Source organism: Prauserella salsuginis (assembly GCF_024648885.1).
GTDB lineage: Bacteria > Actinomycetota > Actinomycetes > Mycobacteriales > Pseudonocardiaceae > Prauserella > Prauserella salsuginis.
This window is the reverse complement of record NZ_JANBBF010000011.1, coordinates 141,580-166,855: the sequence shown is the minus strand read 5'-3', so window position 1 is coordinate 166,855 and position 25,276 is coordinate 141,580. Positions and strand designations below refer to the sequence as shown.

At 69.9% G+C, this 25,276-nt stretch carries 24 protein-coding genes; 14 read left to right on the top strand and 10 right to left on the bottom strand.

All coding sequences use genetic code 11. The annotated features are described in order from the left end of the window. Positions 1-75 precede the first annotated feature (75 nt). From LY40_RS15745 to LY40_RS15730, 4 genes are all read left to right on the top strand, one after another. Positions 76-453, top strand: a complete 378-nt coding sequence (locus LY40_RS15745) for an ArsR/SmtB family transcription factor (protein WP_183784844.1) — start codon at positions 76-78, stop codon at positions 451-453. Beyond that, entirely contained in the window at positions 450-1,565 is a 1,116-nt protein-coding gene (gene arsB, locus LY40_RS15740) for an ACR3 family arsenite efflux transporter (protein WP_183778815.1), read from the top strand. Before LY40_RS15745 ends, arsB begins: the two co-directional genes overlap by 4 nt. 83 nt (positions 1,566-1,648) lie before the next feature. Next, entirely contained in the window at positions 1,649-1,999 is a 351-nt protein-coding gene (locus LY40_RS15735; RefSeq protein WP_307876916.1) for an arsenate reductase/protein-tyrosine-phosphatase family protein, read from the top strand. A gap of 112 nt (positions 2,000-2,111) precedes the next feature. Beyond that, the gene (locus LY40_RS15730; RefSeq protein ID WP_258937310.1) at positions 2,112-3,170 is read left to right on the top strand and encodes an ArsO family NAD(P)H-dependent flavin-containing monooxygenase; all 1,059 of its coding nucleotides are present in this window, start codon (positions 2,112-2,114) and stop codon (positions 3,168-3,170) included. A gap of 84 nt (positions 3,171-3,254) precedes the next feature. Here the strand turns inward: LY40_RS15730 and LY40_RS15725 are convergent, their stop codons facing one another. Then, positions 3,255-4,601: an FAD-dependent oxidoreductase gene (locus tag LY40_RS15725; protein ID WP_258937309.1), complete on the bottom strand. Its 1,347-nt coding sequence runs from the start codon at positions 4,599-4,601 to the stop codon at positions 3,255-3,257. 128 nt (positions 4,602-4,729) lie between these two features. Between LY40_RS15725 and LY40_RS15720 the strand changes: the two genes are divergently transcribed. Further along, a complete protein-coding gene (locus LY40_RS15720) occupies positions 4,730-5,569 on the top strand; it encodes a helix-turn-helix domain-containing GNAT family N-acetyltransferase (protein WP_258937308.1) in 840 nt (279 codons plus the stop codon). A gap of 46 nt (positions 5,570-5,615) precedes the next feature. Here LY40_RS15720 and LY40_RS15715 read toward each other — a convergent pair whose 3' ends face one another. Beyond that, positions 5,616-7,217 carry a peptide chain release factor 3 gene (locus tag LY40_RS15715; protein ID WP_258937307.1) on the bottom strand — a complete coding sequence of 534 codons (1,602 nt, stop codon included), beginning with the start codon at positions 7,215-7,217 and terminating at the stop codon, positions 5,616-5,618. A gap of 361 nt (positions 7,218-7,578) precedes the next feature. Between LY40_RS15715 and LY40_RS15710 the strand changes: the two genes are divergently transcribed. Together LY40_RS15710 and LY40_RS26395 are read left to right on the top strand one after the other, a co-directional pair. Then, positions 7,579-8,292, top strand: coding sequence for a hypothetical protein (locus tag LY40_RS15710; RefSeq protein ID WP_258937306.1), 714 nt, complete (start codon positions 7,579-7,581; stop codon positions 8,290-8,292). 77 nt (positions 8,293-8,369) lie between these two features. Continuing rightward, positions 8,370-8,603 carry a DUF2795 domain-containing protein gene (locus LY40_RS26395; protein ID WP_258937305.1) on the top strand — a complete coding sequence of 78 codons (234 nt, stop codon included), beginning with the start codon at positions 8,370-8,372 and terminating at the stop codon, positions 8,601-8,603. A gap of 59 nt (positions 8,604-8,662) precedes the next feature. On the opposite strand, the gene LY40_RS15700 is transcribed toward LY40_RS26395, so the two are convergent. Beyond that, positions 8,663-9,046, bottom strand: coding sequence for a MerR family transcriptional regulator (locus LY40_RS15700; protein WP_372497695.1), 384 nt, complete (start codon positions 9,044-9,046; stop codon positions 8,663-8,665). 406 nt (positions 9,047-9,452) lie between these two features. On the opposite strand from LY40_RS15700, the gene LY40_RS15695 reads away from it, so the two are divergent. The 4 genes from LY40_RS15695 (at position 9,453) to LY40_RS15680 (ending at position 15,537) form a co-directional block, all read left to right on the top strand. Beyond that, entirely contained in the window at positions 9,453-10,706 is a 1,254-nt protein-coding gene (locus LY40_RS15695; RefSeq protein ID WP_258937304.1) for an MFS transporter, read from the top strand. Positions 10,707-10,958: 252 nt separating this feature from the next. After that, positions 10,959-12,449: a SulP family inorganic anion transporter gene (locus LY40_RS15690; RefSeq protein WP_258937303.1), complete on the top strand. Its 1,491-nt coding sequence runs from the start codon at positions 10,959-10,961 to the stop codon at positions 12,447-12,449. A 177-nt stretch (positions 12,450-12,626) separates the two neighbouring features. Beyond that, the gene (locus tag LY40_RS15685; RefSeq protein ID WP_258937302.1) at positions 12,627-14,756 is read left to right on the top strand and encodes a HelD family protein; all 2,130 of its coding nucleotides are present in this window, start codon (positions 12,627-12,629) and stop codon (positions 14,754-14,756) included. Between the two features lie 67 nt (positions 14,757-14,823). Next, positions 14,824-15,537 carry a polyamine aminopropyltransferase gene (locus tag LY40_RS15680; RefSeq protein WP_258937478.1) on the top strand — a complete coding sequence of 238 codons (714 nt, stop codon included), beginning with the start codon at positions 14,824-14,826 and terminating at the stop codon, positions 15,535-15,537. Between the two features lie 22 nt (positions 15,538-15,559). Here LY40_RS15680 and LY40_RS15675 read toward each other — a convergent pair whose 3' ends face one another. Further along, positions 15,560-16,402: a LysR family transcriptional regulator gene (locus LY40_RS15675; RefSeq protein ID WP_183778829.1), complete on the bottom strand. Its 843-nt coding sequence runs from the start codon at positions 16,400-16,402 to the stop codon at positions 15,560-15,562. Between the two features lie 143 nt (positions 16,403-16,545). Here LY40_RS15675 and LY40_RS15670 point away from each other — a divergent pair, with 143 nt between their 5' ends. Together LY40_RS15670 and LY40_RS15665 are read left to right on the top strand one after the other, a co-directional pair. After that, on the top strand, positions 16,546-17,805 hold the full coding sequence (locus tag LY40_RS15670) for a YbfB/YjiJ family MFS transporter (protein ID WP_258937301.1): 1,260 nt from the start codon (positions 16,546-16,548) through the stop codon (positions 17,803-17,805). A gap of 63 nt (positions 17,806-17,868) precedes the next feature. Further along, on the top strand, positions 17,869-18,315 hold the full coding sequence (locus LY40_RS15665; protein WP_258937300.1) for a hypothetical protein: 447 nt from the start codon (positions 17,869-17,871) through the stop codon (positions 18,313-18,315). Between the two features lie 51 nt (positions 18,316-18,366). On the opposite strand, the gene LY40_RS15660 is transcribed toward LY40_RS15665, so the two are convergent. Next, positions 18,367-18,984: a CueP family metal-binding protein gene (locus LY40_RS15660; RefSeq protein ID WP_183778833.1), complete on the bottom strand. Its 618-nt coding sequence runs from the start codon at positions 18,982-18,984 to the stop codon at positions 18,367-18,369. Positions 18,985-19,260: 276 nt separating this feature from the next. On the opposite strand from LY40_RS15660, the gene LY40_RS15655 reads away from it, so the two are divergent. After that, positions 19,261-21,474: a heavy metal translocating P-type ATPase gene (locus LY40_RS15655; RefSeq protein WP_307876885.1), complete on the top strand. Its 2,214-nt coding sequence runs from the start codon at positions 19,261-19,263 to the stop codon at positions 21,472-21,474. Between the two features lie 691 nt (positions 21,475-22,165). On the opposite strand, the gene LY40_RS15650 is transcribed toward LY40_RS15655, so the two are convergent. The 5 genes from LY40_RS15650 to LY40_RS15630 all read right to left on the bottom strand — a co-directional run bounded on the left by LY40_RS15650 (position 22,166) and on the right by LY40_RS15630 (position 24,770). After that, complete coding sequence (locus LY40_RS15650) at positions 22,166-22,561, bottom strand: J domain-containing protein (protein ID WP_258937299.1); 396 nt, start codon at positions 22,559-22,561, stop codon at positions 22,166-22,168. A gap of 51 nt (positions 22,562-22,612) precedes the next feature. Next, positions 22,613-22,885, bottom strand: a complete 273-nt coding sequence (locus LY40_RS15645; RefSeq protein WP_258937298.1) for a hypothetical protein — start codon at positions 22,883-22,885, stop codon at positions 22,613-22,615. 142 nt (positions 22,886-23,027) lie between these two features. Continuing rightward, positions 23,028-23,459 (bottom strand): Hsp20/alpha crystallin family protein, encoded by a 432-nt coding sequence (locus LY40_RS15640; protein WP_258937476.1) that lies wholly within the window; start codon positions 23,457-23,459, stop codon positions 23,028-23,030. Positions 23,460-23,845: 386 nt separating this feature from the next. Next, a complete protein-coding gene (locus LY40_RS15635) occupies positions 23,846-24,181 on the bottom strand; it encodes a hypothetical protein (protein WP_258937297.1) in 336 nt (111 codons plus the stop codon). A gap of 151 nt (positions 24,182-24,332) precedes the next feature. After that, positions 24,333-24,770, bottom strand: a complete 438-nt coding sequence (locus LY40_RS15630) for a PPOX class F420-dependent oxidoreductase (RefSeq protein ID WP_258937296.1) — start codon at positions 24,768-24,770, stop codon at positions 24,333-24,335. Positions 24,771-25,276: the final 506 nt, after the last annotated feature.

Below are 25,276 nucleotides of genomic sequence, written 5' to 3'. Positions count from 1 at the left end.
CGGAACGCCGGGGCGCGACCGCATCCCGAGACGCCGCCGCAGTCCCCGACTCCGGCAATGTCCGTGACGCCCACGATGTCCGCGACGGCGACGTCCGAGCCCTGCGAGACGTCGCTGGCCGGCGACCCGTTGTCACAGGACCAGGCCACCGAACTGGCACAGGCTTTCAAGGCCCTCGCCGACCCGGTGCGCCTCCGACTGCTCTCGCTCATCGCCTCGCACGCGGGCGGCGAGGCGTGCGTGTGCGATCTGACCGGGACGTTCGACCTCACCGGGCCGACGATCTCGCACCATCTCAAGGTTCTGCGCGAGGCCGGGCTCGTGACGAGCGAACGGCGCGCGACCTGGGTGTACTACCGCGCGGCCCCGGACGTCCTCGCCCGGCTGTCGGCCGTGCTCCGGCCCGCTGGAAACCCCGCCGACACGTCGGCCGAGACGGAGGTCACCGCATGACCGTCGACACCGAAGCAACGGCCGACGACCGCGGCGTCGTCGGCAAGCTGTCCACACTGGACAGGTTCCTGCCACTGTGGATCGCGGCGGCGATGGTGGTGGGGCTGCTCGCAGGCAGATGGATCCCCGGGCTGGACACGACACTCGAGGCGATCTCCGTCGGCGGCATCTCGGTGCCGATCGCGCTCGGCCTGCTGGTGATGATGTACCCGGTGCTCGCGAAGGTCCGCTACGACCGGCTCGACACCGTCACGCGCGACCACCGGCTGCTGTGGCCGTCGCTGGTGCTCAACTGGGTCCTCGGACCTGCCGTCATGTTCGCGCTGGCGTGGCTGCTGCTGCCGGACCTGCCCGAGTACCGCACCGGCCTGATCATCGTAGGGCTGGCGCGCTGCATCGCCATGGTGATCATCTGGAACGACCTGGCCTGCGGCGATCGCGAGGCCGCGGCGGTCCTGGTGGCGCTGAACTCGGTGTTCCAGGTCTTCGCGTTCGGCGCGCTCGGCTGGTTCTATCTCGAACTGCTGCCGGGCTGGCTGGGCCTGCCCACGTCGGACCTCGACGTGTCGGCGTGGCAGATCGTGGTGAACGTGCTGATATTCCTCGGCATTCCGCTGCTCGCCGGCTATCTCACGCGGCGGTTCGGCGAACGCGCGAAGGGCCGCGCCTGGTACGAGTCGCGGTTCCTGCCGCGTATCGGACCGCTGGCGCTCTACGGCCTGTTGTTCACCATCGTGCTGCTGTTCGCACTGCAGGGCGAGCGGATCACCGGCAACCCGCTCGACGTGGTCCGCATCGCGCTGCCCCTGCTGATCTACTTCGCCGTGATGTGGGCGGGTTCCTACGCGCTCGGCAAGGCCGTCGGCCTGAATTACGAACGCACGACGACACTCGCCTTCACCGCGGCGGGCAACAACTTCGAGTTGGCGATCGCGGTGGCCATCGCGACCTTCGGCGCCGCCAGCGGCCAGGCGCTCGCCGGGGTCGTCGGCCCGCTCATCGAGGTGCCGGTGCTGGTGGCGCTCGTGTACGTCTCGCTGGCACTCCGGCGCCGCTTCTTCCCGTCCCCCGACCGGCAGCAGTCCGACCCGCACCGATCCACTCCGCGGTGATCCGCCGCAACCGGAAGGAGAACCCCGTGTCCGACATCCCCGAGGTGCTGTTCGTCTGCGTGCACAACGCGGGCCGTTCGCAGATGGCCGCCGCGCTGCTCGACCACCACGCCGCGGGCCGGGTGACCGTCCGTTCCGCGGGATCGGCACCCGCCGAGTCGATCAACCCGGCCGTGCGCGAGGTGATGGGCGAGCTCGGGCTGGATCTGAGCAAGGAGTTCCCCAAACCGTTGACCACCGAGGCGGTGCAGGCGGCCGACGTGGTGATCACGATGGGCTGCGGCGATGCCTGCCCGGTGTTCCCCGGTAAGCGCTACCTGGACTGGCAGCTGGACGACCCCGCGGGCAGAGGAGTCGACGACGTGCGGCCGATTCGCGACGACATCGACCGGCGGGTGCGGGCGCTACTGGCCGAGCTCGTGCCGACGGCTTGACGCCCCGCACCGTCGGGAGGCCGACAGCACGACGGCGGAGCGGCCCATCGTCCAAGCGACGGGGCAACCGGGCTGCGCGGCGAACAGGGACGGCGACCGGGGAGGGTGAGGCGTGACCGGGACCGTGGACGTGGTCGTGGTCGGCGGCGGTCAGGCCGGGCTCGCGGCAGGGTATTTCTTGCGCAGGGCCGGGCTGCGGTTCGTCGTCCTCGACGCGCGGGACGAGCCCGGCGGCGCGTGGCGCCGCGGCTGGGACTCGCTGCGGCTGTTCTCCCCTGCCGAGCACAACCCGTTGCCCGGCTGGTGGATGCCCCGCCAGGAAGGCGAGCCCTTCCCCACCGCAACTCACGTCGCCGGATACCTGCAGGACTACGAGCGGCGCTACGACCTGCCCGTTCGGCGCCCCGTGCGGGTGCGCGGCGTCCATGACGCGGGCGCGCGGCTGGCCGTCGACACCGACCACGGCATCTGGCACGCCTCATTCGTCATCAGTGCGACCGGAACCTGGGACTCGCCGATACTGCCCCACTACCCGGGTGCCGCCGAGTTCGTGGGTGAGCAGCTGCACACCGTCGACTACCGCTCACCGGAGCGGTTCCGCGGCCGCCGCGTCGTGGTCGTGGGAGGCGGCAATTCGGCGGCGCAGATCCTGGCTGAGGTCTCGACGGTCGCGACAACGACCTGGGTCACGCGCAGGGAGCCGCGGTTCATGCCCGACGACGTGGACGGCCGCGTGCTGTTCGACGTCGCGACCCGTCGGGATGCCGCCCGCCGAGCCGGCACGGACGCCGAGAGTGTCTCGGCGCTCGGTGACATCGTGATGGTTCCGCCTGTCCTCGAGGCTCGCGACCGCGGTGTGTGCCGTGCCCGGCCGATGTTCGACCGGCTCACCCGCGACGGCGTGGCCTGGGATGACGGCACCGAGCAGCCGTGCGACGTGATCGTCTGGTGCACCGGGTTCCGCCCCGCGCTCGATCACCTCGAACCACTGGAGCTGCCGCTGCCGGGCGGGGTGCCGAAGACGATCGGCACCCGGTCGGTCGACGAACCGCGGCTGTACCTGCTCGGCTACGGCGACTGGACAGGCCCGGCGTCGGCGACCCTGATCGGCGCGAGCCGCACCGCGAAGCCGGCCGTCGCCGACATCACCGAACGCCTGCGCGTGGCGTGACCGGCGCCCGGTGACGGTCACCCGCGCGACAGCCGGCTGGTGGTCTTCCGGACGATCTCGCACGGAAGACCACCGCGGTCCGAATCAGCTCGGCGCCGAGGTCGACGCGGCCGGCGTCGCGATCTCAACGGTTCCGCCGCAACACCCGCCGGCGTCCTCGGCCATCGGCTCGTCGGCCTGCTCGTCGAACAAGCCCGAACCGCCGCAGACGCCGGTCTCGGGGAGGGTGAGCTCGACGCGGCGGGCGGATTCGGTGTCGCCCGCCAACTCCGCGGCGATGCTGCGGACCTGTTCGTAGCCCGTCATGGCGGGGAACGTCGGCGCCCGGCCATAGCTCTTCATCCCGGCCAGGTACACGTCTGGTTCCGGGTGGGCTAGTTCGGCCGCGCCGTGCGGATAGACGGTGCCGCACGAGTGCACGTTCGGGTCGATCAGCGGGGCCAGCCGCACCGGCGCCTGCAGCGTCGTGTCCAGTTCGAGCCGCACCTCGGACAGCCACGACAGGTCGGGCCGGAACCCGGTCAGTGCCACGATCTCGTCCACGTCACCGATGCCGCGGCCGTCCACAGTGGTCAGCCGTAGCTTGCCGTGGACGTCGCGTTCGACGGCGTCGGTCCGGAATCCGGCCTCGACGACGATACGCCCCGCCGCCACAGCGGACCGGGCGCGGTCGCCCAGCGCACCCCGCGCCGGCAACTGGTCAGCGGCACCTCCGCCGAACGCGTCGTCGAACCGCCCGCGGCGCAGGACCCAGGTGACCCGGGTGTCCGGCCGTTCGGCGGCCAGTTCGTCGAACATGATCAACGCAGTCAGCGCCGAGTGACCGCTGCCCGCGACGACGACGTGCCGCCCCACGTACCGCGCGCGCAGCTGCGCGTCGCTCAGATCGGGAACATGGCGGGCGATCCGCTCGGCCGCGGCGCCCTCGCCGACCGCGGGCAGTCCGTCGCCGCCGAGCGGGTTCGGCGTGGACCAGGTTCCGGACGCATCGACCACCGCTCGCGCCGTGATCCGCTCCTCACCGTCGGCGGTGCGCACGTGGACGGTCAGCGGTTCGGTGTCCCTGCCCGCGTCCACCACGCGGTCCCGGCCGCGGCGCGCGAGACCGACGACCTCGGTGCCGCAGCGCACGCGCCGCCCCAGCGTCGTCGCCAGCGGCCGGAGGTACTCGGCGGCCCACTGGGCGCCGGTCGGGTACGTGCGGTCGTCCGGCAGGCGATGGCCGTGGGCAGCGAGCAGTCGCCGTGCCGGCGGGGCCACGAGCTCGGACCACCGCGAGAACAGCCGTACGTGCCCCCATTCGGCCACGGCAGCGCCCGCGTGTTCGCCGCGTTCGAGCACGAGCGGTTCGATACCCCGTTCCAGCAGCTCCGCAGCAGCGGCCAGGCCCACGGGACCCGCACCCACCACGACGACCGGTGCCTCGTTCATCGCCGCATCCCTCATTTCGACACTCACGACCAATGCCTTTCATCGACGTGTATCGATTGACCTGAGGACGACAGTATCGATGGCAGTCGATGAAAGCAACCATCGACAGGTATCGATATACTGGCCGCATGCCGATCGCGCTGCGCCAAGCCCAGGTCCTGCCCACCTCGGATGCGAGCACGTACGCGGAGTGGTTCGCATGCCTCGCCGAACCGGTACGGGTGCGCCTCCTGCACGCGGTCGCCACCAGCCCGAAAGGCATCACGGTCGGGGCGCTCACCGAACTACTCGGGACGAGTCAGTCGACCTGTTCGTTCCACGTGCGCAAACTCGCCGACGTCGGATTCGTCGAGACGCACAAGGAGGGCACGGCCACGGTCGTCACCGTCAACGAGGCGTGCTGCACCGGACTCCCCCACGCCGCGGACGCCGTCATGGGCGCACTCGGCCCACGGCCCTGCTGCCCCGAGGACCTGCCCTCCGACGTGACCGTCCGGGCCCTGCGCGACGAGGACTGGACCGCCGTTCTGCGCATCTACGGCGAAGGCATCGCGACCGGTATCGCGACGTTCGAGACGACCGTGCCCGGCAAGGAGTACCTCGACGCCACCTGGCTACCGGGCCATCGCTGGGTCGCCGAGATCGACGGCGAGGTCGTCGGCTGGACCGCTGCGACGCCCGTGTCCACGCGGGAGTGCTACCAGGGCATGGCGGAAACCTCCGTCTACACCGGAGGGAATCACCGGGGACGCGGGATCGGAAAAGCGTTGCTGTACAAGCAGGTGACCGAGGCCGACGCCGACGGGCTGTGGACACTGCAGACGTCGATCTTCACCCAGAACCGCGCGAGTGTCGCCCTGCACCACGCGGCCGGCTACCGCACCGTGGGCGTGCGCGAACGCATCGCCCAGCGGGACGGCCGGTGGCACGACACGGTGCTGCTCGAACGCCGCTCACCGGTGAACTGAGCCGACGCGGCAGCGTCCGGCCCGCTTCCGGCATGATTCTCGCGCGTCAGTCCCCTTCGGCGAGCAACGACTCCAGCGCGAGTTCGGGATGCTGGCGCAGCATGACCCGCATCGACATCTCGTCCTCGAACAGCGCGAGCTCGGTGCCGTCACCGCGGTCGAGGACCTCGCTGCGCCTGCCCGCGTCGACGATGCCGCGCTGCGAGGAGTCACCGAGTCGGCGCACGGCACTGTAGGGCAGCCGGTCGAGCACCACCGGACAGGAGAACTCGTGCTCGAGTCGATGCGACGCGACCTCGAACTGCATCGGCCCCACCGCCGCGAACACCGGCGAGGCGTCACCGCGCAGATCGGAGCGGAGCAACTGCACCACACCCTCGGCCGCGAGCTGGTCGACACCCTTGCGGAACTGCTTCGATCGGCTCAGATCCGCGGGCCGGGCGACCGCGAAATGCGCGGGCGCGAACTGCGGCAGTCCGGGGAAGCGCACCGCGGGTTTGCCGGAGTACAGGGTGTCGCCGACCCGCAACGCCGTGGCGTTGACGAGGCCGATCACGTCCCCCGGATATGCCGTATCCATTGTGGAGCGTTGCTGTCCGAACACCTGCTGCACGTACTTCGTGGCGAACGGACGTTTCGTCGTGGCGTTGGTGACGACCATGCCGCGTTCGAACACGCCGGAGCACACGCGGGCGAACGCCACCTGGTCGCGATGGGCCGGATCCATGCCGGTCTGCACCTTGAACACGAACGCCGAGAACTCGCCGTCCAACGGGCGGGGCGCGCCGTCGGCGTCCTTCCGCGGTTCCGGTGCGGGGGCAAGGTCAATGAGCAGGTCCAGCAGCCGGCGGACGCCGAAGTTGAGCACCGCCGCCCCGAACAGCACTGGCGTCGCGGACGCGTCCTCGTACCGCGTGGGGTCGAACTCGCCGTCGGACGAGGTCAGCAGCTCGGCCTCCTCGACGGCCCGCGTCCAGTCCTCCCCCACTTCGGCCTCGGCGTCGTCGGGGCTCATACGGTACTCAGGAGCCACCGTCGCGCCGCCCGCGGTGCGTTCGTAGCGAACGAACGCACCGTCGTCGAGGTCGACGACACCGCGGAACTGTCCTGCCACACCGACGGGCCAGGTCAGCGGCATGGGCTGCAGTTCGATGCGCTCGAGGAGCTCGTCGCACAGTTCGAGCGCCTCCCGGCCGGGCCGGTCCCACTTGTTGATGAACGTCAGCACCGGAATCCCCCGATGCCGGCACACGTCGAACAACTTCAGCGTCTGCGGTTCGAGCCCCTTGGCCGCATCCAGCAACATCACCGCCGAATCGACCGCCGACAGCACCCGATAGGTGTCCTCGGAGAAATCCGCGTGACCAGGCGTGTCCAGCAGGTTGATGACACAGTCGCGATACTCGAACTGCAACGCCGCCGACGTGATCGAGATACCACGCGCCTGCTCCATCGACATCCAGTCCGACACGACACCGCGACGGCCGGCTTTCCCGTGCACGGCGCCCGCCTCGGAGATCACGCGCGCGTGCAGCGCGAGCGCCTCCGTCAACGTCGATTTACCGGCGTCCGGGTGACTGATGACCGCGAAGGACCTTCTACGGCGCGCCTCGTGGGTTACATCCTGCGCGCCGTCGGTGGCTGTCACGAGCGCCTCCATCAACGTCCGACATGGTCGCCTTCAACTCTACCCTTACGTTAGGGTATGTTTTCACGGGTGGCAGTGGCCCGCCGAGAAACGGACGGCTTGCCGGGCCACCGCCACCTCCATCTCCAGGAACAGCCATGCGCCCGTAGCGGAGGAGCTGCGAAGCGACAACCGACCGTGGGCGAGAGCGGAGTGCGCCATCGTGAACCCGGCGGCAACGCCCGCTGATCACCGCTCTGCCGGCACTGGCAGCCACCGAGGACACGTCGATCCCGGATCGGACCGACTCCTGCACGGACTGCTGACCGGCGTCGCGGCCCTACTCCCCCACGGAGGCCCGCAACGGGATTTCCCGCCGCCCGTGACGCTCGCCGCGGGCGAGCTCGTCGCCGTACACCACGGCAACACTCCCGGAGCCGACGCAGCACGGGCGGCACTCGAATCGTTGCTGAGCGGACACGGCGTGCACGTCGAAGAGGTCACGGCACAGCACACCGAGGCGGCACGGCATACCGAGACATCACGACATGGCACGACGTCGCCGCACCGCCGAAACACGCGGCTCGTCGTCGCAACCCACCACTCGGCGACCCCGGCCGCACAGCGGTACGCCCACTCCCGGGACGCGCCGATCCTGCTGCCCGGCTTCCTCGCCGCGCCGGCGGACGGGGTCAACAGCTGCCTGCGCCCCAGCCCCGTCGTGATGATCCAGGGCGCGGACGCCACGACTCGCACCGTCCGTGCCCCGGTGTTCGATGTGGCGCATCTGCCCGGACCACTGCGGTGCCACGCACCCTCCGGCGCCGAACACGACTGCGCGCAGCTGTTCGTACGGCCCTGCCCCGGAGGTGTTCTCACCGGCACCGACGACGGTCACGACGACACGGTCGCCGCCATCACGGCGGCGCAGTCCGTGCACCTGGAGACCGCGACGACCGCCGCCGTCGACGACCGGCGGATCAGCCTGCCGCCGGGTCGCTACCGCATCGCTCCGGCGGACCGGCCGCTGTATCAGGTCCACACCGACGCGGCCCGCGAACAGGCAAGCCCGGGCGCGACCCGTCGGCCCTCCTGAGCATCCGGCCGCAGACCACTGCGACCGACGCCACATCACACGGCAACTCTACCCTTACGTAAGAGTAGAGTTGCCGTGTGACCGAGACAGCTCACCAGGACCACGACCCCGTCACCCGCATCGAGATCATCGACGCCGTCGAAGAGGCGTTCGACGGAACACCGCCGAGTAAGCAGCAACTGATCACGGCGGCAAGCCAGCACCACAGCCGCGACGCCGTGCTCAAGGTGCTGGACGCGCTTCCGGAACGACAGTTCAGGCACGTTCGTGACCTCTGGGACCACCTACCCGACGTGCCGCTGGGCGACTGACCCCGGCAGACGAACCACCACACCGGCCTCGACACGGGGCAGCCGCGCTCGTAACAGCGTTACGAGCGCGGGCGCGCGAGTTCGTCCAGCCGCTCGCGGAGCATGCCGGCGAACTCCTCGGCATTGCTCAGCCGCGAGCGCAGTTCGGCGCATCGCTGTTCGGCGACCCCGGCGAACTCGCGCAGCCTGGCCTCCGGATCCTGATCGTCGGGCGCTGCATCGAGGAGCGAGAGCAACTCGCGCATCTCCTCGAGCTGGAATCCGAGCGGCTTCATCCGCTTGATGAGCAGCAGCCGGTCGACATCGGACTCGCTGTACAGCCGGAAGCCGCCCTGACTGCGAGCGCTGGGCACGGCGAGGCCGACCTCTTCGTAGTAGCGGATCGTGCGCAGCGACAGCCCCGTGCGCTCGGCCACCTCGCCGATCTGCATGTGTTCGGCCACACCGCACCCCTTCCTCGACAAGGTCCCGACCGTAACGGGCCCGGGCTGCACCCAGGTACGCGACCGCGTCACCCCGAGATTACCGTTACGTAAGTGTCCGGCCGGCACGGTCGCCCGCGAGTCACCTCCGGCGCTCCATGCCTCGTCGTCGAGGCGTGCCCGGAAGGCGGCCTCCGCTCAGTAAGCCTCCCGCCGCCCGCTCGAACCTCCCGGCGCGCCGCCGACCGCACACCGCTCGGCCGTTCGGCGCCGCGACGCTCGGCACCGCGAGACCCGGTGCCGCCGCGCTGGGCGCGGCACCGTTCGGGGAGCCACAGTTCGGGGCGCAGGGCAACGCAGCACGGCACCGACCGGGCCCCCGGCAATACCGGACGACAGCGACTGATCGACGAAAGGACCCGACCGCGTGCCGACCGCCACCAACACGACCACACCGCTCCCCGGCCGTGCCCACACGACCCGGGTGGTCTCGGCCGCCGCCGTGGCGCTGGCGCTGACCGCCCCCGGGCAGACGGCGGCGATGTCGGTGTTCATCGACCCGATCATCGAGGACCTGGACATCTCGAGGTCGCTGGTCTCCGGCGCGTATCTGATCGGATCACTGTCGGGCACGTTGGTCCTGCCGCTGCTCGGCCGCCTCATCGACCGCTACGGACCGCGGCGCATCATGGCGACGATCGCCGCGTGTTTCGGGCTGATCCTCATCGTGAGCAGCGCCGCGAGCGAAATCACCGGGTTGACCGCGGCGTTCATCGGTGTCCGGGTCGGCGGGCAGGGCGCGCTCAACCTCGTCGCGACGACGACCGTCGCGATCTACGTACACCGGCGCCGGGGCTTCGCGATCGGACTCAGTTCGGCGATCGGCACGGCCGGGATCTCGCTGGCGCCGGTCCTGCTCGAGCGGCTGATCGCCGTCGCCGACTGGCGCACCGTGTGGATCGGCGAAGGCATCGCGGTGTGGCTGCTGGTCATCCCCGCCGCACTGATCCTGCTGCCCCGCACTCCACCCGCACCCCCTCGCGGCGGCGAGGCGGACGACCGGCCCCGCGGACCACTGCCCACTGTGGACTGGACTCGGGGTCAGGCCATGCGCACCGGCATGTTCTGGGCCGTCGCCGCCGGGGTTGCCGTCTGCTCGCTCGTCACGACCGGTCTCAACTTCCACCAGGTGTCCCTGCTCGGCGAACGCGGCCTGTCCGCCACGGAGGCGGCCGCCACGTTTCTGCCCCAAACCATTGCGGGACTGATCACGGCGTTCGGTCTCGGCTGGCTGGCCGACCGCTTCTCCGACCGAGTGCTGATCGTGCTGACCATGCTCCTGCTCGCACTGGCGACCGCAGGGGCCGGTTGGGTGACCCCGGGCTTCACAGCCGTGCTCTACGGCGTCGCGCTCGGCGCCTGCGCGAACGGTGTTCGGACCCTCGAAGCGGTGGCGTTCCCCCGCTGCTTCGGGCTCCGCCACCTCGGCGCCATCCGCGGCGTCGTGCATTCGATCACCGTGGGCGCATCCGCGTTCGGGCCGCTCCTGGTGGCCATGGGCCACGACGTCGCCGACACCTACCGCGCCATCCTCCTCATGCTCACCGCCCTGCCCGTGACTGTCGCGATCGCGGCGGTGCTGGTCCGCACCCCACCACCCGCGCCACCGGAGCGGCACTGAACCGACCCCGGAGGAGCTTCCCGCCCGCAGGAGTGTCCGGCCCGCAGCCGCTCCGACGTCGTCGGCGCACACGTCTGCACCATCGCCGGGCGCCGCAGCCACGAAACCGGACGCAGATCACACCGGACCTGGATCACATTCCGGCCGATACTTCCCTTACGTAACGGTAGAGTCGTCTCCGTTCGGTACGAGCCCCGTCGACGCGGCTCCCCTCTTTCCTTTTCTCCGCACGCCTTCTGACGAAAGAAGCTGATGTCACTTCCTGCTGCCCTGCGCCCGAAACTCGGCCGCCCGGCCTGGCTGTCGCCCCGCATTCTGCGCACTGAGGCACTCTCCGGCCTGGTCGTCGCCCTGGCCCTGATCCCCGAAGCCGTGTCCTTCTCGATCATCGCCGGGGTCGACCCCCGCGTCGGCCTGTTCGCGTCGTTCGTCATGGCGGTGGCGATCGCGTTCACGGGCGGCCGGCCCGCGATGATCTCCGCCGCCACGGGAGCGATCGCGCTCGTGCTCGCCCCGCTGGCGCGTGAGTACGGCGTCGAGTACCTGTTCGCTGCCGTCGTGCTGGGCGGGCTGCTGCAAGTGCTGATGGCCGGGGCCGGCGTGGCGCGGTTGATGCGGTTCCTGCCGCGCAGCGTCATGGTCGGCTTCGTCAACGCGCTCGCGATCCTCATCTTCACCGCGCAGCTGCCCTACCTGATCGACGTGCCGTGGCTGGTCTACCCGCTACTCGCCGTCGGCCTGGCGATCATGGTCGGCCTGCCCAAGCTCACGAAGGCCGTCCCCGCGCCACTGGTGGCGATCATCGTGCTCACCGTGTTCACCGTGAGTGCCGGCATCGCCGTGCCGACGGTCGGCGACCAGGGTGAGCTGCCCGACAGCCTGCCGATCCTCGGCATCCCCGCGGTGCCGTTCACGTTCGAGACGCTCACCATCATCGCGCCGTACGCCTTCGCCATGGCCCTCGTCGGGCTGATGGAGTCGCTGATGACGGCCAAGCTCGTCGACGACATCACCGACACCCACTCCGACAAGACCCGCGAGTCGTGGGGCCAGGGCATCGCCAACATCGTCACCGGCTTCTTCGGCGGCATGGGCGGCTGCGCCATGATCGGCCAGACGATGATCAACGTGAAGTCGGGCGCCCGCACCCGCGCCTCGACCTTCCTGTCGGGCGTGTTCCTGCTGATCCTCGTGGTCGCACTCGGCCAGATCGTCGGACTCATCCCGATGGCGGCACTGGTCGGCGTGATGATCATGGTGGCGGTCGGCACGTTCGACTGGCACAGCATCCACCCGAAGACGCTGATACGGATGCCGAAGAGCGAGACCACGGTCATGGTGGCCACCGTCGCCGTGACCGTCGCGACCCACAACCTCGCCATCGGCGTCGTCGTCGGGGTGCTCGTGGCGATGGTGCTGTTCGCCCGCCGGGTCGCGCACCTGGTGTCGGTGGAAAGCGTCCTCGACCCCGACGGCACGACCAAGATCTACCACGTGACGGGGCAGCTGTTCTTCGCCTCGAGCAACGACCTGGTGTTCCAGTTCGACTACGCGAACGACCCGTCGAACGTGGTCATCGACCTCTCCGACGCACACGTCTGGGACGCCTCCACCGTCGCCTCGCTCGACGCCATCACGACGAAGTACGAGGCACGGGGCACCACCGTCACGATCACCGGCATGAACGACGACAGCGAGAAGCGCCACACCACGCTGGCGGGCAACATGACCGGGGCGCACTGACTAGACCGGGGCGTCCCAGCACGCCCCGGTCACGGCCGGGCGAAACGGGTCGGCGCGGCGACACCGGAGATCACGTCGCCGCGTCGACCGCACCGGGGCCGTCGACCCGGCCCGAGCTGTATCCTACCCTTACGTAACGGGAGAGTTTCGGAATCACGGTTCGGCCAGGAGGTGGCGTTGACCGACGCGCGCACGAGCGACGAGGAGCAGGAGCACCACTACCTGGCCGAGACGCTCAACCTGCTGGGCAAGGAGCGGGAACGGCTCTCCGCCGACATCGACAAGGCCGCGGACGACATCGACGCCCGCAAGAAGCACCTGTGGGACAACCTCCGGGACATGGACTTCGCCGAGAAGGCCAACTACCGCGGCGAGGTCGACCTGTCGATCAAGATGACCGAGCACGCGCAGCTGCTGCACAAGCGTGTCGAGAAGCTGCTGCAGTCGCCGTACTTCGGTCGCGTCGACTTCCACACCGACGGTGAGTCGGATGCCGCGACCCACTACATCGGGGTGCACAACTTCTCGCACCCGGAGACCCAGGAGATCGTGATCCACGACTGGCGGGCACCCGTGTCCAGCCTGTTCTACGACTACGAGACCGGGCGGGCCTGCTACGAGACGCCGAAGGGCACCGCCCACGGCGACATCACGCGCAAACGGCAGTACAAGATCTCCGGCGGGCGCCTGGAGTACATGTTCGACAGCGCGCTCAACATCGGCGACGAGATCCTGCAGCGTGAGCTCGGCCAGTCGGCCGACGACCGGATGAAGAACATCGTCGCCACCATCCAGCGCGAGCAGAACGCGGTGATCCGCAACGACACCGCCGACGTGCTGATCCTGCAGGGCGTCGCGGGCTCCGGGAAGACCTCGATCGCCCTGCACCGGGTGGCGTTCCTGCTGTATCGCTTCAAGGACACGCTCTCCTCCGACAACGTCATGATCCTCTCCCCCAACAAGGTCTTCGGCGACTACATCGCCGACGTGCTGCCCGAGCTGGGTGAGGAGCGGGTCGCCGAGATCGACTTCGACCGGATCGCGAGCCGGTTCCTCGACAAGGTCACCGGGTACGAGACGTTCAGCGAGCAGGTGGTCAACCTCCTCGACCGGGTCGACGACGCGGCGGCCGAGCGCATGCGGTTCAAGGCCACGCCCGAGTTCGTCGCACGACTCGACGAGTGGATCGCCTCCATCTCCGGCGAGTTCACCCCGGCCGAGATCGCGCAGAAGAGCAAGCGGCTGTCCGAGGACTGGGTGGCCGACGCCTTCGAGGACGCGCGGGCGATGCCGATCTTCACTCGGCTCGACCACGTGGCCGACACCGCCGTGCACCTGCTCAAGAACGAGGTGCGCGACCGCGGCGGCAAGTGGAGCGCGGCCGACACCAGCGGTGTCCGCAAGCAGGTGCGGGCGATGCTGCCCTACAAGGACGCATTCGCGGTCTACAAGGCCTTCTACGAGGCCGACGACAACCGGCGCACCATGTTCAAACCGCTGGGCAAGAAGAAGATCGAGTACTCGGACGTGTTCCCGCTGATCTACACCATGATCAGGACGGCCCGGCAGGAGACCTTCGGCCACATCCGGCATCTGCTGGTCGACGAGATGCAGGACTACACGGCCGTCCAGTACGCCGTGCTGCGGGAGCTGTTCTCGTGCCAGATGACGATCCTGGGCGACTCCAACCAGTCGGTGAACCCGTTCAGCTCGTCGTCACTGGCCACGATCCACGGCATCTTCCCGGACGCGGACTGCCTCGAACTGTGCAAGAGCTACCGTTCCACTGCGGAGATCACCGAGTTCGCCCAGAACATCTCCCGTAACGACAAGCTGGTCCCCATCGAGCGCCGCGGCTCCCTGCCCCAGATCGTCGCCTGCGACGACCAGCATGCGGAGATCCTCGACATCATCGAGCGGCACGGCCGCAGCGACTTCCGTTCACTCGGCATCATCTGCAAGACCATCGCCCAGGCCGAGGCCGTGCACCGCGCGGTGACCGAGGTGGGCGTCGAGGCGACTCTGCTCGACTACGACAGCACGACGTTCGGCAGCGGCATCGTCATCACCTCGGCGCACATCTCCAAGGGCCTGGAGTTCGACCGCGTGATCGTGCCGGACGCCGACGAGGACAACTACGGCAACGAGATGGACAAGTGCATGCTCTACATCGCCTGCACGAGGGCCATGCACGAACTCCACCTGACCCACGAGCGCCGGCTGTCGGACTTCCTGTCCTTCGCGGCGGATCCGGACGTCGCCACGGTCACCCGGCAGTCGACATCGCCGGCGCTGAGCCGGGCGTAGGCGCCGCCGGTGCGTGCAGGACCCTGTACGCATCCCACGCCCCGCAACCGAAGGTGAGCACGTGACCATGCGTTTTCAGGAACTCGACTGGCAGCAGACGCCGATGGGCGAACTGTCGCTACGGGTGCGCCGGGACCCCGCGCTCGACCGCGAGGTGCACGAGATCAAGCTCAACGACGAGTTCCTCATGTCCAGTCTGTTCACCGTGTCGGAGACGGAACTGGGCCGACGCGCCGTGACCCGGTTGGACGGAACGGATCTCGACGTGGCCGTGGGCGGGCTCGGCCTCGGCTGCACGGCCGCTGCGGTGCTGGACGACGATCGGGTGCGCTCGCTGGTGGTCGTCGAAGCACTGGCGCCGGTGATCGACTGGCACGAACGCGCACTGCTCCCGGCAGGCGGGACGTTGGCCGCCGATCCACGGTGCCGGTTCGTCCACGGCGACTTCTTCGCGATGGTCGCCTCCGAACAGGGGCTCGATCCGCAGGAGCCGGGCCGCCGGTTCGACGCCGTCGTCGTCGACATCGACCACTCACCGCGGCACGTGCTGCACGAGAGCCATACCGGTTTCTACTTTCCCGAGGGACTCGCTGCGCTGCGCGATCGGCTGCGGCCAGGCGGCGTGTTCGCACTCTGGTCCGACGACCGGCCCGACGACGAGTTCACCGCGACGCTCGGTGAGCAGTTCACCGGCGTCACCGCGGAGGTCGTGACCTTCGACAATCCTCTGCTGCGCCGCGAGGCGAGCAGCACCGTCTACTTGGCCCGCGCCCCGCGCTGACCGGAGCCCGAGAGGGTGGCCACTACGCGGCGCCGGTGGCGGCGTCGACGAAGTGGCGGATCAGCGCACCGGCCGTGGCGGGCACGTACGCCAGGCGGACCGGCACCGGCGGCGCTCCGGTCAGCGGGATGAAGCGGACACCGGAGTGGTTGCTGCGGCGTGCCGCCACGACCGGAACGACGCCGATGCCGCGGTCCGCGGCGACGGTTTCGAGCCATTCGTCGTAGTTGGTGCAGGTCACGATCTCGACGGAGCGCTCGCCGTCCGGCCACGACCAGTCCCCGGTGGTGCCGGACACGGTGTTGACGACCAGCGGCCACGTCGGAATCTCCTCCCAGTCGAGCCGCTGCCGATCCGCCAGGCTGGACCGGGTGGACACGACGGCGACGCGGTCCTCGTCGAACAGGTGCACCTCCGCCGCCCCGCCGAGGTCGGGATCGCCGCGCACGAACGCCACGTCGACGTCGGCCCGGTGCAGCGCAGCCACCGGATCGTCGCGCCGCATCACGGTGACGGTGGCACCGGTCGCGTTCTCGAACGCGGCGGCGGTGTTCTGGGCCCACGGATCGGGAAGCAACCAGCTGAATCCGAGCCGCAGGGTCCGTTGGGCCCCGACCGCCGAGAGGGCCTGCCCGAGCTCGCCGAGAATCCGTTCGGCGTGACCAAGGAACTGCTGCCCCACGCTCGTCACACGGACATGGCGGGTACTGCGCTCCAGTAGCCGCACCTGCAGGATCGCCTCCAGCTGCTGAACGGTGCGGGACAGGACAGGTTGGGTGACGCTCAGTTCGGCGGCAGCGCGGGTGTACGAGCGGTGGTGGACGACGGCGACGAACGCCCGCAGATGCCGCAGCTCTACATCCATGCCTGGGGAACATAGACCCACCGCAACGAGCATTTCACTCCGGTACCCCGGAGTACCTAGCGTGGAGACCGCGCCTGGCTGGGCTGCCCGGCAGGCCGCGTCGCAGGCTCGCGGCGACACGTCGACACCGGAGGTACGGATCGGTGGGAGCGGTGAACACCCGCCCGGAACGCAGCGGCGAGCAGTGCCGCCCGGCCTGGCAGATGGTGGTGCAGGGTGCGTTCGCGCTGGCGGCGGCGATGGGCATCGGCCGGTTCGTGTTCACTCCGATCCTGCCGCTGATGCAGGCGCAGGCCGGCATGAGCGCGCAGACCGGCAACGCGCTGGCCACCGCGAACTACGTGGGGTACCTGGCCGGTGCGGTCGCGGCCATCGTATTGCCGCGGCTCGCGCGGTCGATACCGGCTTTGCGGACGTGCCTGGTGCTACTGGCGGCAACGCTGGCCGGAATGGCGGTCACGACCGACACGGTGGCCTGGCTGGCGATGCGCGCGGTGGCCGGCGTCGCCAGCGCACTGATCTTCGTGATCGCGTCGAACGCCACACTGCAGCGGCTGCGCAGTCACGCGCAGCACCTGACGGGATGGGTGTACTGCGGCGTCGGCGCGGGAATCGCGGTGTCCGGCCTGTGCGTGCTCGCCGTCGACGCGGTCGGCGGCTGGCAACTGGCGTGGTGGGTCGCGGCGACGTTGACCACGGCGCTCGCCGCGGTGGCGTGGCGGCTGCCCGCGCCTCAGGCGCCCGCGGTGTCACCGGATACCCGCGCCGGGGGCGCGAGCGGCCGCAGGCGGTTCGCGGCGCTGCTGGTCGGCTACTCCCTCGAAGGCGCCGGTTACATCATCGCGGGCACGTTCCTGGTCGCGGCGTTGTCCCGCACCGGCCCTGCGTGGCTGGGCAACGGAGCCTGGGTACTGGTCGGACTGGCGGCCGCACCGTCGTGTGTGCTCTGGGCCGCGGCGGCGCACCGCTTCTCGCGCCCGAGCCTGCTGATCGCTGCCCTGCTGCTCCAGGCGGTGGGGATGGCACTGCCGGCACTGTTCGGCGGCATCGCGGCGGCACTGGTGTCGGCGGTGTTGTTCGGCGGCACGTTCATGGGCGTCACCACTCTGACGCTCGCGACCGGTGCCCACCTGGGCGTTCCGCGGGCCACGGCGCTGCTGACCGCGGGCTACAGCCTCGGACAGGTACTCGGACCGCTGGGGGTGGCACCGTTGCTGACCCGGGGCTACGGACCTGCGCTGCTCGTCGCGGCCGTCCTCGCCGCCGCGGCCGCTGCAGCCACCGCACTGCTACGGCTCCGCTCCCCCGCTGCCGGCCCGGTGGACGGCAGCGGTCCCGGTACTCACCCAGGATCCGCGAGCCCGCCGGAGGGAGCAGCTCCGCGCGGTCCCACCGCGACGTGAACGACCCCGCCCCATCGGCCGATAGGCTCGCCCCGTCCGGCTGTCACACGAAAGGAACTCCACGTGCCGTCGCTGCCACTCCGCCGCACCGACTTCCACGGCCTGCGGGAGGTCGACGGCCGGCAGCTCAAGGTCTACACCATCAGCGCCGACGGGAACCCGACCGACGACGAGCTCCTGAAGTCGGCCGTCGACACCGCGAGCACCGTCCTGCCCGCCACCGCGGCCGCGGGCGACTGCGGGTTCGTGATCGTCCACCGCGGCGAGGACGCCGTCTGGCTGCTGGTGCACTGGTGGGACGGCGACATCCTCTGTCAGCGCCTCCTCCGCGACGGCGAGGACGGTTTCGTGCCTGCCGACCCGCAACTGTTCGCGTGCGTGTGGGAGCTGCACGTCATCGACCACGAGCGGCGCAGCTGGGCGGTGCACGCACTCGGGGCGGGCGACGTCGACGGCTATCTCGGCGACAGGCTCACCGTCCCCGTGGGGGCCGAGCTCGCGACGAGCTGACGCCCCGCAGCCCCGACGGCCGGCCCCGGACCTCGGACGGCCCGGACATGCTCAGGTCAGCCGCAGGTCCGTGATGCAGGTCGGGTCGTCGCCGCTGCGCGTCGCGATGCGTGCGGTCCCGGTCCGGCCCTCGTGCTCGATCGTCAGCTTCGCCTCGATGTCCCGTGGCACCCACAGGCCGACGAAGCCGTTGTCGAAGGTCTCCCGGTTCTCGTCGACGAGGACGTCGCCACCGGGACCGGTGAGCACGACCCGGACCGGCGCGTTACCGAGCTCGCCCTCGCACGTGGTCAGGCTGTGGAAGTGGCAGTCGTGGGTCTGCGTCCGGTAGGGCGCGACCGAGACGTAGACCTCGTCGTCGGGCATGGGCAGCTCGACCTCGCGTTGCCGCTCGTCGCTGAGGACGAGTGCGTCGGGCTGCACGGATGCGAGCAGGTCGGACGGGCGGTCGTCGACGTGCATCCGGTCCAGCCGTTCGATGACCTCGGGGGTGTCGAGGCCGGCCAGCTCGTGTTCGGCAAGCAGACCACCGCCGGCCGCGCTGCGGGTGTCGGCCGGCGGTGCGGAATCCGGCTCCGAGCCGGAACAACCGGCGAGTGCGAGTCCGGCGATCAGGACCGAGACGGCGGCGATGACCGGGTTCCGCCGCCGCGACGCAGGGTGAGCCATGGCGTGATCCTCGACGAACGGTCTGCCGGCGTCGCGACGCGGTTGCGAGGTACCGAGCCTCGCCGGCGGATTCGGGCGTGACGGCCGCGATTCTCCCACGGTCACGCTGCGGTGATCGACGAGCCTGCACGGCTGCTGGACAACTACCCCCTAGGGGTATACCGTATCCGTTGAGCACCGGCAGCCACGTCCCGCGACGACAGTCCGGACGCGAGCACTGCGAAACCTCCGCCCTCGCCGCACTCTCGACGAGGACGCCGAACGAAAGCGATGACCATGAGCCACGATCCTTCGACCCGGTCGCCCGAGGCACCCGGTCACGGGCACCACCACGAAGCCGGCCCGCACACAGGCCATCGGTCCCACGACGAAGCGCACGACGAGAGCCCGGCCGTCCAGAACCACGGCGATCACGGCGGCCACTCCGGCCATGGCGACAACGCCGATCACGGCGGCCACGGCGATCACGGCGGCCACGAAGGGCACGGCGGCCACGCCGGTCACGGAGACCATGTGGGGCAGTTCCGGCGGCTGTTCTGGATCATGCTCGCGCTGGCCGTCCCCGTGGTCGGGTTCAACGACATGTTCGCCGAGCTCATCGGCTACCAGCTGCCCGGCGCCGCATGGGTCTGGTGGGTATCGCCGGTGCTGGGCACCGTCGTCTACCTGTGGGGTGGGCGGCCGTTCCTCACGGGCGGCCTGTCCGAGATCCGCACCCGCAGCCCCGGGATGATGCTGCTCATCGCCCTGGCCATCACGGTCGCCTTCATCGCCTCCTGGGGCGCCAGCCTGCGAATCCTCGACCACGAACTGAACTTCTGGTGGGAGCTCGCGCTCCTGGTGGTCATCATGCTGCTGGGGCACTGGCTCGAGATGCGCTCGCTGGCCCAGACCACCTCGGCGCTCGACTCGCTGGCGGCACTGCTGCCCGATGAGGCCGAGAAGGTCGAGGGCGACCAGGTGGTGACGGTCGCTCCCGCCGAACTGGCCGTCGGGGACGTCGTCGTCGTTCGCCCCGGATCGTCGGTCCCGGCGGACGGCACGATCGTCGACGGCTCCGCCTCGATGGACGAATCGATGGTCACCGGCGAGTCCAAGCCCGTACGGCGCGGAACCGGCGACCAGGTCGTGGCCGGCACCGTCGCCACCGATTCCGGGGTACGCGTCGAGGTCACGGCGACCGGCGACGACACGGCGTTGGCGGGCATCCGGAAGCTCGTCGCCGACGCGCAGGCCTCCTCGTCCCGTGCGCAGCGCATCGCCGACACGGCCGCCGCCTGGCTGTTCTGGTTCGCCCTCGGCGCGGCCGCGATCACGGCGACCGTCTGGTCGCTGACCGGACTGCCCGACGACGCCGTGGTCCGCACGATCACCGTGCTGGTCATCGCCTGCCCGCACGCCCTGGGGCTGGCGATCCCGCTGGTCGTCTCCATCGCGACCGAACGTGCCGCCCGCGGCGGGGTGCTGGTCAAGGACCGGCTGGCACTCGAGTCGATGCGCACCGTCGACGCGGTGCTGTTCGACAAGACCGGAACCCTGACCAAGGGCGAGCCCGCCGTCACCGCCGTCGAACCGGCCGGCGACCGTGACGCCGGCGACGTGCTGGCCCTGGCAGCCGCTGCCGAGGCCGACAGTGAGCACCCGCTGGCCCGGGCCGTGGTGGGCGCCGCCCGCGCACGGGAACTGAGCATTCCCGCGGCGTCGGACTTCTCGTCGTCGCCGGCGGTCGGCGTGAAGGCGACCGTGGGCGGCTCCGTGATCGAGGTCGGCGGCCCGCACCTGCTCGACCAGCGCGGAGCCGAGGAAATGGGCGTCGCCGACCGGTGGCGCGGTGAAGGCGCGATCATCCTCCACGTCCTCTCCGACGGCGAGGTCATCGGTGCGCTGCGGCTCGCCGACGAGATCAGGCCCGAATCGCGCGAGGCCGTCGACGCCCTGCACGCCGCGGGCGCCGAGGTCGTGATGATCACCGGTGACGCACAGGCCGTGGCGGACACGGTCGCGGCGGAACTCGGCATCGACCGGGTGTTCGCCGGCGTCCGGCCCGAGGACAAGGCCGCCAAGGTCGCACAGCTCCAGGACGAGAACTACCGGGTCGCCATGGTCGGGGACGGCGTCAACGACGCTCCCGCCCTCGCCCAAGCGGACGTGGGCATCGCCATCGGCGCGGGTACCGATGTCGCGATCGGCTCGGCGGGCGTGATCCTCGCGAGTTCCGATCCGCGTTCGGTGCTGTCGGTCATCGAACTGTCCCGGGCGACCTTCCGGAAGATGAAGCAGAACCTGTGGTGGGCCGCCGGGTACAACCTGGTGTCGGTCCCGCTGGCCGCGGGCGTGCTCGCGCCCGTCGGATTCCTGCTGCCGATGAGTGTCGGTGCGATCCTGATGTCCGTCTCGACCGTCGTCGTGGCCCTCAACGCCCAGCTGCTGCGCCGACTCGAGCTCGCCCCGGGGACCAGCGCCGCGAGGACTCTCGAGCGTTCGGCGTGACGGGTCGGCTCCGCAGGTCCGGGCCCGGGGTCGGCGAGTGCTGTGCCGTCACGGAGTCGCATGACGCGAGCGGCCAGGTCGACGTGTCGACATGCGAGCTCGCCGTGATCCAGTGGTCGATCCGGATGTCGCGGTAGGTCGCACCCGCACGAACCGGGTCAGGAAGACGGACTCGTCTGCTACCGGAGGTCGACGTCCGATCATCGGTGTCGCCGCTGAACTCGACCCGGGTTTCGGGCGCATCGAGGAAGATGATCTCCCCGGCCCGCACGGTGCTCCTGAACGACACGTCGGCGCGGTCGTCGGTCGTCACCGGCGCGACGTCCTTCCTTCCAACCGGTCGCGCTACCGGCGCGACCCGGACGACGAGCCCCGGCGGGTGCCTTCCGTGCGCCGCTCGGGTTCTAGCTCGTCACGTCGTTCGCGGGAGCGCGGTCGCCTCGCCGCTCCCCGGTCCCCCAGTCGTCGTCCCCGTCGTAGTCCTCGTCGCCGTCGACGAGCTGGTGCGCGCTGCGGCCCACCTGTTCGACGGTCTCACCGGCGTCTTCGCCGAGTTCTCGATCGAACCTCCGGCGCCTTCTCCGATCTCTTCCACGGCCCTGCCGAGGCCAACTGCACCGACTTCGCGTGGCCGGCCGGCGTTCTGATTCGATCCCGGCGAAGCTCGGCGCGTGCCGCGACTTCCGCGCGGTCAATCCCGGTGGCGGCGGACCGGGCCCGCTCGCAGGTTCGGGGTGCGTGACATCGGGCCATTGTGGACACGTACCGGGATCGAGACACCGCCTTGACGGTCGACCGGGTGGACCCGGTCGTCGACGGCGGCCGTGGGTCGGCGCGATTCCGGGCCGGAGCATCGGCGCAGCCGGGATCGCAGCAGTTCGTAGGCCGCCACGACCGCGGCCAACTGCTCGGCGCCCCCGCCCACGGAGTCCACCCCACCGTCGGCAGTTACGGCACCGTGGGCCGCCGCGGTGTCGGGATGCAGCTGCCGGACGCGGCGCCGGTACGCCGCGGTGATCTCACGCAGATCCGCCCCGCGCGGGACGCCCAGCAGGACGTACGGATCGTCGCGGCGTTCGGCGTCCACCGTCCTCACCCCTTGTGCACGACGAGTGTTCACGACGACGCGCCACCCGGCTCAGCCGCGGTCCGGGGGCTCGGTCGGCACGGTCAGCTGCTGCTCGGCCACGTCCGCCGGGTTCGCCTCGAGCGCGAACTCCGGCGCGGCCGCCGCACCGGTCACCGAGTCCGTTACCGGGCCGACCGACCAGGCGGCATCGTCCGGCGCCACATCACCCGGAACGGCCGCGTTGCCCGGCACTCCCGCGTCGTCCGGAGCCGGAATGTCGGCTGCTGAAACGGGAATCTGCTGGTTGGCCCAGGCACCTTCGGTCGTGTCGTGGCGGCGCATGGCGTCCTCCGTGCCGAGAAGTCGTACTTGTCGAGAGCCGTACCTGTCGGGAGTCGGGCGCGTGCCTTGGAAGCGACGTCCGGCCCCGCGGCAATGGACCTGCCCGTCGCCGCGGGGCCGGCTCGGAGCGCATCGACTGCGCTCAGGCGTTGATCTCCTTGCGCTCCTCACCGCCGGTGATGGCGATCTTGCGCGGCTTGGCCTGCTCGGCCACCGGGATCCGCAGCGTCAGCACGCCGGCATCGTAACTGGCCTGCACCTTGTCGGCGTCGAGCGTGTCCCCGAGGAACAGCTGACGGGAGAACGTCCCACGTGGACGTTCCGAGACCTGCACCTCGTCGCCCTCGCCGTAGTCCGCGCTGCGCTCGGCCTTCACGGTGAGGACGTTGCGCTCAACGTCCAGATCGATCGAGTCGGCCGAAACGCCGGGCAGATCAAACTTGACGACGTAGTCGTCCCCGGAACGGAACGCGTCCATCGGCATCGCCGCGGGCCTCGTCGAGGTTCCGTTCTGACCGAAGAACTGCTGCGAGATCCGGTCCAGCTCACGGAACGGGTCCGTCCGCATCAACATGGCCACCAACTACCTCCTTCTCCGGTTGTCACACGCTCGTCGTGACTCACCACCGCCACTCTCGTCGAGTGGCCTCAACCTTGACATCGATGGACTAAAGAAAGTTGTTCCCGAGGAGGCTTCCACGGCATCCCGTCGGCCGGTGACCGACGTGGAGCCGTCACGCCAAGACCCTCGTTCACGGCGGCGGCCGCACCGGCCTGAGCGTCGCCATCAGCATCGTGAACCCCTCCGATGCCGTCTCTCGGTCGACTCCGGCTCGTCCACTGCCTTCACCTGAATTTATAGCCGCGACTGCAAGTTGTGTCAAACGTTAGATACAGACAACCTGAGCTGACTTGAATGCAGGATCTCGCACCCGGAAGGTCGTCACGCCACGCGTCGGGCTATCCGACCGCGATCTCACACATGTCGCAGAACCCGGTGCCGGTCGGCACCTCGACCCAGCACTGCGGGCACCGCGGCCCTGTCCGGCCGGACGTACCTGCAGGCCCCGCGGCGTCCCTGCCGTCCACGTGGTCCGGGCAATAGAGCAGGAGACGTCCCTGCGGGTCACCGCTCACCCGAGTCTTGAACACGGTGAGCTCTGCGGCCGGCCACGGCTGCTGATCCGTGCACCACGTGCAGCGGCGATACACGGCCGGGGCGTCGACACGCCCCGGAAACGCCTCGGCGAGCACGTACTCGGTGTCAAAGTCGATCACGTCCCGCTCGTCACCCATGGGGATCTCCACCGCTCGTGTCGCACGTCGTAGGGCGCTGCCGTCGCGGCCCGCGATGGCAGCGCCCTACGACGTTTCGACCATCAACCCGGCAACGATCCGCATGGCACCCCGCAGGAAGTCCGGCGTTCCAGAACCGCCAGGTTCGACCTCAGCCCGCCAGGTCGGCGTGGGCGACGACCTTCGTGATGCGGGCTCGGACGAGCAGTTCGCCGGGGACAGCGTTGCGCTTTCCGAAGGCCTCCGCCTTCTCCTCCCCCATGTAGCGACCGCCGATCGTCGTCGCCCACAGCAGCATCTCGTCGAGGTCGTCGGACAGCCTCGCCTCGGCGGTGACGTGCACGTACGAGTACGGCGGAGCCTGGTCGTCGACCGTCATCGACAACCGCGGGTCGCGGCGCAGCGCGCGTCCCTTCACCGTGTCGGCACCGGTGTTGAACACGATCTCGTCACCGGCATCGTCTTCGTGGAGGACGAACCAGACCGGGGTGACGTGCGGCGAGCCGTCGGCGCGCACCACACCGACCTTGCCCGTGCGCGTACCTTCGCTCGCGAAGTGCCACCATTCGTCGCGTGTCATCTCGTGCATGCCCGGCAAGTTACCGTGACCGGAACCGGGACGCCCGTCGGCGACGGTGCCCTGCCCGTGTACCGGACCGCCGACGGACACTCGGGTCCCGCGCCCACAACTCCTGCGCCCACTCGCCCTCGCGGAGACCGCACTCGCCGCGGAGTGAGTACGCCGCCCGTCGCGCGGAACCCGTGTGGACGGACGAGCGGAAGCGGCATACCCGACACCGCCGACGATTTCTTTGTTTAGCACAAGCGACCAATTTCGGTGAATAATACTTCCGACCACACGTAATCGGTTAAATATTTTCGGAGATCGCGACCAGGGAGTCTACGTGGCGAAACCGGACGCCTCCGTCGACGGCGACATGACCTACATCAAGCAGCTGTTCGAATCAGAGGAAGTGAAGGCGTACAAGACTCCGCACCAGGAATGAGGCCGTCGACCGGGGCCGCGGGAACGACGACGCCGGCCCCGGTCGACTTCCACGACGGGCCGGGTCGGCTGTCGGCACGTCGGCGAGC